Source organism: Bifidobacterium xylocopae (assembly GCF_003315615.1).
Classification (GTDB): Bacteria; Actinomycetota; Actinomycetes; order Actinomycetales; family Bifidobacteriaceae; genus Bombiscardovia; species Bombiscardovia xylocopae.
In genome coordinates, this window is the sequence record NZ_PDCH01000037.1 from 1 (window position 1) to 560 (window position 560).

Below are 560 nucleotides of genomic sequence, written 5' to 3' on the forward strand. Positions count from 1 at the left end.
GGCATCCTTGAGGAACTCGCTGGCCGGTACGGTGAAATTCTGCTGGACCCCGATCAGATCGGTGAAACGGACTGAAACGTATTCAATCCCCTCCTGGTTGATGAGTGCCTCAGCATCTTCCTTGGTTACCAATGGAGTCAATGGACCGTTCCTTTCATCAGAGTGCTGCTAACAAGTCTATGGGGGCTCATGTATTTCACGCGCCGTCTGGGTTACGAGTATGTTTCGGTTTTTCGGCGGGCTTGTGGCTGTTTGGTGGGCAAGCCACCCGCTCTGAATAATCCCGCCTGTCCAAGGGACGGCGGGATTGATGGTCAGCGGCCACGCATGGCCCTGCGGCTCATACGCTGTGGGCGGGTGGGGTCCATGCCCTTGGGAATGCCCATGCCCTGTTTGAGTTGCAGGGTCCGCAGGCGCTCCTGGAGGGTTGTCAGCTCCTGCTTGGTCAGCAGGAAGCGACGGCGGGGGTGAATCTTGGCCATGAGCTTGTTCCTATGGTTGGTGGGTTCATAGCTCTTGGACTTGAGGACGACCTGGCGTAGGTCCCTGAGCCTGACCTG

Annotated in this window: 1 protein-coding gene; it reads right to left on the reverse strand. The window is 57.9% G+C overall.

Going from position 1 to position 560, the window contains the following annotated elements; all coding sequences use genetic code 11:
• Positions 1-314: 314 nt before the first annotated feature.
• Positions 315-560 (reverse strand): DUF4191 family protein (locus CRD59_RS07525; RefSeq protein WP_113854063.1); only part of this gene is annotated, 246 nt, incomplete at its 5' end.